Consider the following 6,815-nt stretch of genomic DNA (forward strand, 5'->3'; position numbering starts at 1 on the left):
CCTGGCCCTGCTCGCTATGGGTACGGCACCGCCCGCCCAGGCCGCGTCGGGCCCAGGCGTGCGGGCCGGTGAGGCGAACATCATCGCCGTCCACAGCGGGCGGTGCGTCGAGGCGGAGAATTCGGCGGTGGTGGCCGGCGCGGCCATCGTGCAGGCCGACTGCGCAGGCCAGGCCGGTGTGGTCTGGAGGCTCCAGGAGTCCGCGGTCGGCAGCGGCGCGGTCAACATCGTGAACGTGAACAGCGGCCGGTGCATGGAGGTGCAGGGCACGGCGGTGGGCTCCCCGGCGATGCAGACCGACTGCACGAGTCAGCCGAGCGCCAGCTTCCGTATGGTCGACCGGACCACGCACGTCTGGCTCCAACCGCTGTCAGCGAGCCCGCCCAAGTGCCTGGAGGTCGACTCCGGGTCGCACGCCGCGGGAGCCCCGGTGCGGCTGGCCGAGTGTTCCGGGCAGTCGGGCATCGGCTTCCAGCAGCGGATGCCGCGCGTCGGCAACGACCCGGCGGAGGCGCCGCAGGGCGGTGTCGAACGCGTGAACGTCACCCCCGGCGGCGGGCAGATCGCTTCGGGGATGGGGACGGCCGTCAACGGCTGGCGCATGAGCGCGGACGGCCGGTACGTCGTCTTCGCGTCCGACGTCGACAACCTGGTCGCGGGCGACACCAACGGCATGTACGACGTCTTCGTCCGCGACCGCACCGCAGGCGTCACCGAACGCGTCAGCGTCTCCAGCACCGGCGCACCGGGCAACGCCCCATCCACAGGACCTTCCATCAGCGCGGACGGCCGGTACATCGCCTTCACGTCGAAGGCGAGCAACCTCGCAGGCGACGACCCCAACGGCACATACGACATCTTCGTCCGGGACCGGCAGACCGGGATCACCGAGCTGACGAGCCGCTCCGCCACCGGCCAGATCGGCAACGGCGCTTCGACGGGACCGTCGATCAGCGCGGACGGCCGGTACCTCACCTTCCGGTCCGCCGCGTCCAACCTGGTGCCGGGCGACACCAACAACCACAACGACGTCTTCCTGTACGACCGGCGTGCGGGCACCATCGAGCGCGTCAGCGTCTCCACCGCCGAGGCCGAGGCCAACCACGGGTCCAGCCGCTCGACGGTCAGCGCGGACGGCCGCTACGTCACCTTCGACTCCACCGCGACCAACCTCATCGCCCCCGCCGATCCCCCCGCCACGGCGGACCCGTACGACATCTTCGTACGGGACCGGCAGGCCGGGACCACCGAACTCGTCAGCGTGTCGAACAGCGGCCGCGAAGGGAACGGGGACTCCTACGGCCCGACCCTCAGCGCGGACGGCCGCTACGTCGCCTACCACTCCTACTCAAGCGATCTCCTGCCGTCCGGCGTCGACACCAACGCCGTCTCCGACGTCTTCGTCCGCGACCGCCAGACCCAGACCACCCAGCGGATCAGCGTCAACCACGACGGCTCCCAGGCCCTGATGCAATCGGTGGACCCGTACATCAGCAGCGACGGCCGCCATGTCTCCTTCATCTCCTCGGCGAACCGGCTGGTCGAGTACGACACCAACACCTCGTCCGACGCCTTCGTCCGCGACCGGCAGGCGGGCACCACCGTCCGGGCCAGCGTCAACGACAACGGCGTCCAGGGAAACAACCACTCCACCCAGGCCGTCATCAGCCCCGACGGCCAGTTCGTCGCCTTCGCCTCCACCGCTGCCAACCTCGTCACCGGCGACACCAACACCGCAACGGACCTCTTCATCCGCCCCCGCCCCCGGCTCTGACCCCGCCACCACACCCGGCCCCGGACAAGCCACCACACACACGCAGCGTATGCACGGGCGGAGGTGCGGCATCCGGGTGAGCCCGGGCCGGCGGCGGCCTTCACCACTCCGGCACCCCTGAGGCGGTGGGGGCGACCAGAGTCCGTGCACTCACCACGAGTTCTGGCCCGAGCGGCCGAAACAAGGGTTCCTTGGCCGAGGCGTGACGTTGCCCTCCGGAGTGCGGAGCCGTAGGGTCTGCCGCCCGGGAAAGGAACGATTCCTCACCTGTCCGGGCACCAGATCAGAGTCACCTGTCCTGAAGGGACACAGACATGACGACATCTGGTTTACGCAGGCCGGCACGGGCCGGCGCCGTCGCCGCGGCGACGGCGCTCTCCTTCGCCCTCGCTACTCCGTCCCATGCCGACGGGGCCATGGCCTACGCCGCCGGGGGAGCCGGAAAGGGGTACTTCACGTCCTACGGCGACTACTTCTCCATCATGGACACCGCCGCCGACGGGCACTCCGCGGTGATTCACTGGAAGTCCTCCAGCGGCCGTGAGAGCGACGAGTGGGACATCGACGGCGCTGACAACGGCTGGACCGTCGTCAACCGGAACCTCCCCGAGGAGGACACCGTCCAGTACCGGGCCTGTTGGGGCGAGTGGGGCAACCAGTACATCCACCAGGACAGCTGCTCGTCCTGGGTGACCACGTCCGCGGGCTGAGCCGCCGAACGCCGGCCGGAGCAGGTTCGCGCGCCGAGCCAGGGCCGCCGAGCGCATCCGAGCGAACCCGGCCGCCGCACACCTCGCGCGTGTGCGGCGGCCACTCGTACCCGGCGACTCACAGCGGTCACGATCGCCGACGCGCACGGTCTCTCCCCGACGCACGACACCGCGAGGCTCGCTCGGACGACGAACTCCGCTGGTCGCGGTGGTCCTCGCCGGGCGGATCGGGACCGCCCTGGACACCGCGGGCGTCGACGGCCGCACGAGAATCCAAGACGCAGCCTGAGGACCAGGACGCGGTCTGTCGCAGCCGCTTCAGCCGTGCTCCGATGGACGGCATGAGTCGCACAGCGCGCGAGGGATACACGGGAAGCGGACCAGGAGCGATCACTCCGGACGGATGCGCGGTCGAGCTCTACCGGCGCCTTCCGGCAGGCGACGAACCCGGCATCATCGAACGCGCCGTCCCCACCGGAGCCAGCATCCTTGAACTGGGCTCCGGCACGGGCCGCATCACGCATCCATTGGTCGAAAGAGGCTTCACGGTGACCGCGGTCGATGAATCGCGCCAGATGCTGGAGGGGGTCCACGGCGCGCGCACCGTCTGCACTCCGATCGAGACCCTGCGGCTCGACGCGCGCTTCGATGTCGTGCTGCTGGCATCGTTCCTGGTCCACGCGGCCGGGCCGGGGGTGCGCGAAGGGTTGCTGCGCACCTGCCGACGGCATGTCGCGGACGAAGGCCGCGTCCTGATCCAGCGAGAGGGCGCGGGCCGGCACGAGAACCTGCCGAGGGAGCGAGAGATCGACGGCGGTCTGATCCGCGTGGTGTCCTCCGAACCGGTGCGCCCCGGTGTGCGGTCCGTCCATGTCGAGTACCTCTTCCCGGACGCGCGGTGGACCCAGACGTTCCTCTCCTGCCCGCTGACCGATGAGGCTTTCGAAAACGCCCTGGCTCAGGCAGGACTCGCCGTCGACGCCTATCTGACCGACAACCGCACATGGGTTCGAGCTCTGCCGGTGACGAGGTAATCCGCCGGACACGCCACAGCGCGTACGGCGGCCCGTGCACGCGATGCCCGTCCCGGATTCCACCCCGTGTCCGATGTCCTCAAGCGCCTCGCCGGAGCATCTGGATCAATCCCGGCGCGACTCGGGACGCCCACTTATTGCCGCTGTTAAGCTCTTGCGAACTGTTTGCAATAGCCATGGAGTTGACCATGTCCGATGGCAGAATGCCCGTGCGACGGTCGCTTTTCCTGCATGCGCCGATCCGGCGCAGTCCCCGCACGATGCTGGAGCGAATGCTGGAGCTGGTGGACGAGAGCACCCCGCCGGACGGCCCCGACGGCCCCGTGGCCGTGCTGGAGCGGCGTCTGGCCGAACTGCTCGGCAAGGAGGCCGCGCTGTTCTTCCCCACCGGGGCGATGGCACAGCAGGCTGTGCTCCGGGTGCACGCCGACCGGAGTGGTCGCCGCACCTTCGCCGCTCATCCGCAGTCGAATCTGGATCTGTGGGAGGAGCAGGGCTATAACGCCGTTCACGGTCTGCGGTTCCACCGCACCGGAGATCCGTTCGAGCTGATGACGGCAGAGGACCTGGCTGCGACAGGGGAGCCGCTCGCGGCGGCGGTGTGGGAGTTGCCGCAGCGTGATCTCGGCGGCCGGCTCCCCGAATGGGACGATCTGTGCCATCAGGTCGCGCTCGTACGAGCCAGTGGCGCTGTCGCGCACCTGGACGGTGCGCGGCTCTGGGAGGCCCAGACCTACTACCGGCGGCCCTTCGACCAGATCGCCGCCTTGTTCGATTCGGTGTACGTCTCTCTCTACAAGGGCTTGCAGGGTGTCCGGGGTGCCGTACTCGCCACGGACGCGGATACGGCGCGCGCTGTCGGAGTGTGGCGGCGGCGACTGGGCGGTGACATCACCGACGCCTGGCCGCTCGCACTGGCCGCCTTGGCCGGCCTGGACACACTGGCGCCGCGCATGTCCGCCTACCGGGACCACGCGATCGCCATCGCCGCCGCCATCAACGCCGACGGCACTGCCCGTACCTGCCCCGCTCCGCCGCAGACACCGATCTTCCACGTCCACCTCCCGGCCCCCAGGAAGCTCGTCGAGCAGGCCGGAGCAGCCCTCCTCGCCGAGCAAGGCGTCCAGCTCTGGGGGCGGGTACGGTCCGGACCCGATCCCTTCCGCTGCAGCTTCGAGGTCACCGTGGGCGAGAACGCGATGGAGTTCACTCCGGACGAGGTGACAGCCCTCATCCACGACCTCCTGGCCCGCGTAGAGCGCGGCGCCCGCACGTCTCCCGAAGACCGCCCGGAACCGGCGTCGACGACGCATCCGATCTGACCGGAACTGACCGGAACAGAAGAACAGCGTGAGCACCAAGGTGTCGAAAGCCAGGTGAGCGCTGCCGCGTCGCCGTCGGGCAAGGCTGGTGCTCCAGTCGCAGTTCGCAACCCTCTCCTGGTCAGGCTCCGAAGCCCGGATCCCCACCCCGGGCAATCCGGCGTCCTGTCCGACGCGGCAGCACGACGAAGACCCATCGCCGAACCGGAAGCAGCCGCTGGGAGACCACCGCTCTTTCCGGTTTTACCCAGGTCACTTGAGTAGCAACGCTCACACCCGCTGTCCGGATCAGCTCGTAGCCTCCGGACATGCACAGGACGAACATGGTCGGCGCCGGTCCTCTCCGCGTCGGCATTACCGCAGTGGCCGCCGCCCTGCCCGAACGGGTCATGAACTCCGAACGTTTGCGGCAGCACGTCTCAGCCAGCAGCGGGATACCCCTGCCGCCCGGGATGTTCGAGCGGGTCACCGGGATCGTCACCCGTCGCGTCGCGGGCCCGGACGAGTACGCCTCCACTCTGGCGGTGGCCGCGGCCCGCACCGCGCTGGAGAGGGCCGGTCTCGACCCGCTGGACGTCGATCTGCTGGTGTTCGCCTCCGCGAGCCGCGACATGGTGGAGCCCGCGACCGCGCACATCGTGCAGGCGGAGCTGGGCTCCCGGGCGCACGCCCTGGACGTGACCAACGCCTGCAACAGCTTCGTCAACGGCATCGACACCGCACGGGCGATGATCCTCGCTGGACGCGCCCGGCGGGCCCTGGTCGTCACCGGTGAGACGCCGAGCCGTGCCGTACGGCACGACCCCGCCGATCTGGCCGCCTTCCGCGACGGCTTCGCGGGCTACACCTTCGGCGACGCGGGCGCGGCGGTCGTCCTGGAGGCGGTGGAACGCGGCGGGATCCTCGACGTGGACGGCGAGACGTTCTCCGAGCACTGGCGGGCCGGGGGCATACCCGGCGGTGGTTCGCGTCATCCGCGCGGGGACGAGCACACCTACTTCCGCGGTGACGGGAGCGAGCTGCGCGAGGTGTTCGAGAAGGTGGGCACCTCGGTGCTGGACCGGGTGCGGCACCGGAGCGGAATGGAGTGGACGGACTTCCGGCATGTCCTGGTGCACCAGGTCACGGTGCCGTACCTGGAACGGTTCACAGAGATCACCGGAGTGCCCGAGGACCGTCTCGTGGTCACCGTAGCCGAGCTGGGCAACATCGCCAGCGCCAGCCTCGGGATACAGCTCGACCGGGTCCACGGCGGGCTGCGCCCCGGCGACCGGGTGCTGTTCGTCGGTCTGGGCGGCGGCGTCAGCATCATGACGATGGTCTGGGAGAAGGCGTGAGCGCGCTGTGGGTGGTGGTCCCCGCCCACCAGGAGGCCGCGCGCATCGGCGACACCCTCGTCGCACTCGCCGCGCAGACGGACCGGGACTTCACGCTCGTGGTGGTGGACAACGCGTCCACCGACGCGACCGCCGACACGGTCCGCCGCTTCGCGCGGCGGGCCCCGTTCCCGGTGCACGTCCTCAGCGAGCCGGAGAAGGGGGTGGGCTGCGCGGTGGACACCGGATTCCGGTACGCCATCGAGCGGGGGGCGACACTGCTCGCCCGCACCGACGCCGACTGTCTGCCGCATCCCGGCTGGACGGGTGCCGCGCGGGCCGCGCTGGAGCGGGGCGCGGGCCTGGTGTGCGGACGGATCGACGCCCGCCGCGACGAGCACGGCCCGGCGGGCCGGGCCGCGTTCCGGACCCTGGTGCGCGTCGCCGCGTTCTTCGGCCGGATACGTCCCGCGCACCGGCTCCGCCACGGCTATCTCGCCCCGTACCGGATGCACGCAGGCAACAACATGGCCGTCACCGCCGAGCTGTACCAGCGGGTCGGCGGGATGCCGCGCCGCCCCTCCCCCACCGACCGGCTGTTCCTCAACCGGGTGCGCCGCCACACCACCGCCATCGTCCACGCGCGCGGCATGGTCGTG

General features: G+C 70.3%; 6 protein-coding genes. All 6 read left to right on the plus strand.

Translation table 11 applies throughout. From position 1 onward, the window contains the following. Positions 1-1,774, plus strand: a 1,774-nt coding sequence (locus FF041_RS23470) for an RICIN domain-containing protein (RefSeq protein WP_228388568.1), incomplete at its 5' end; no start/stop codon positions are given. 314 nt (positions 1,775-2,088) lie between these two features. After that, positions 2,089-2,484 (plus strand): hypothetical protein, encoded by a 396-nt coding sequence (locus FF041_RS23475; protein WP_153524648.1) that lies wholly within the window; start codon positions 2,089-2,091, stop codon positions 2,482-2,484. Positions 2,485-2,825: 341 nt separating this feature from the next. Further along, a complete protein-coding gene (locus FF041_RS23480; protein WP_153524649.1) occupies positions 2,826-3,518 on the plus strand; it encodes a class I SAM-dependent methyltransferase in 693 nt (230 codons plus the stop codon). A 260-nt stretch (positions 3,519-3,778) separates the two neighbouring features. Then, a complete protein-coding gene (locus FF041_RS23485) occupies positions 3,779-4,840 on the plus strand; it encodes a threonine aldolase family protein (protein WP_228388569.1) in 1,062 nt (353 codons plus the stop codon). Positions 4,841-5,148: 308 nt separating this feature from the next. After that, positions 5,149-6,177 carry a 3-oxoacyl-ACP synthase III family protein gene (locus FF041_RS23490; RefSeq protein ID WP_153524651.1) on the plus strand — a complete coding sequence of 343 codons (1,029 nt, stop codon included), beginning with the start codon at positions 5,149-5,151 and terminating at the stop codon, positions 6,175-6,177. After that, a partial coding sequence (locus FF041_RS23495) for a glycosyltransferase family A protein (RefSeq protein WP_323392499.1) occupies positions 6,174-6,815 on the plus strand: 642 nt, incomplete at its 3' end. The genes FF041_RS23490 and FF041_RS23495, both read left to right, overlap by 4 nt.

Source organism: Streptomyces jumonjinensis (assembly GCF_009600885.1).
Lineage (GTDB): Bacteria > Actinomycetota > Actinomycetes > Streptomycetales > Streptomycetaceae > Streptomyces > Streptomyces jumonjinensis.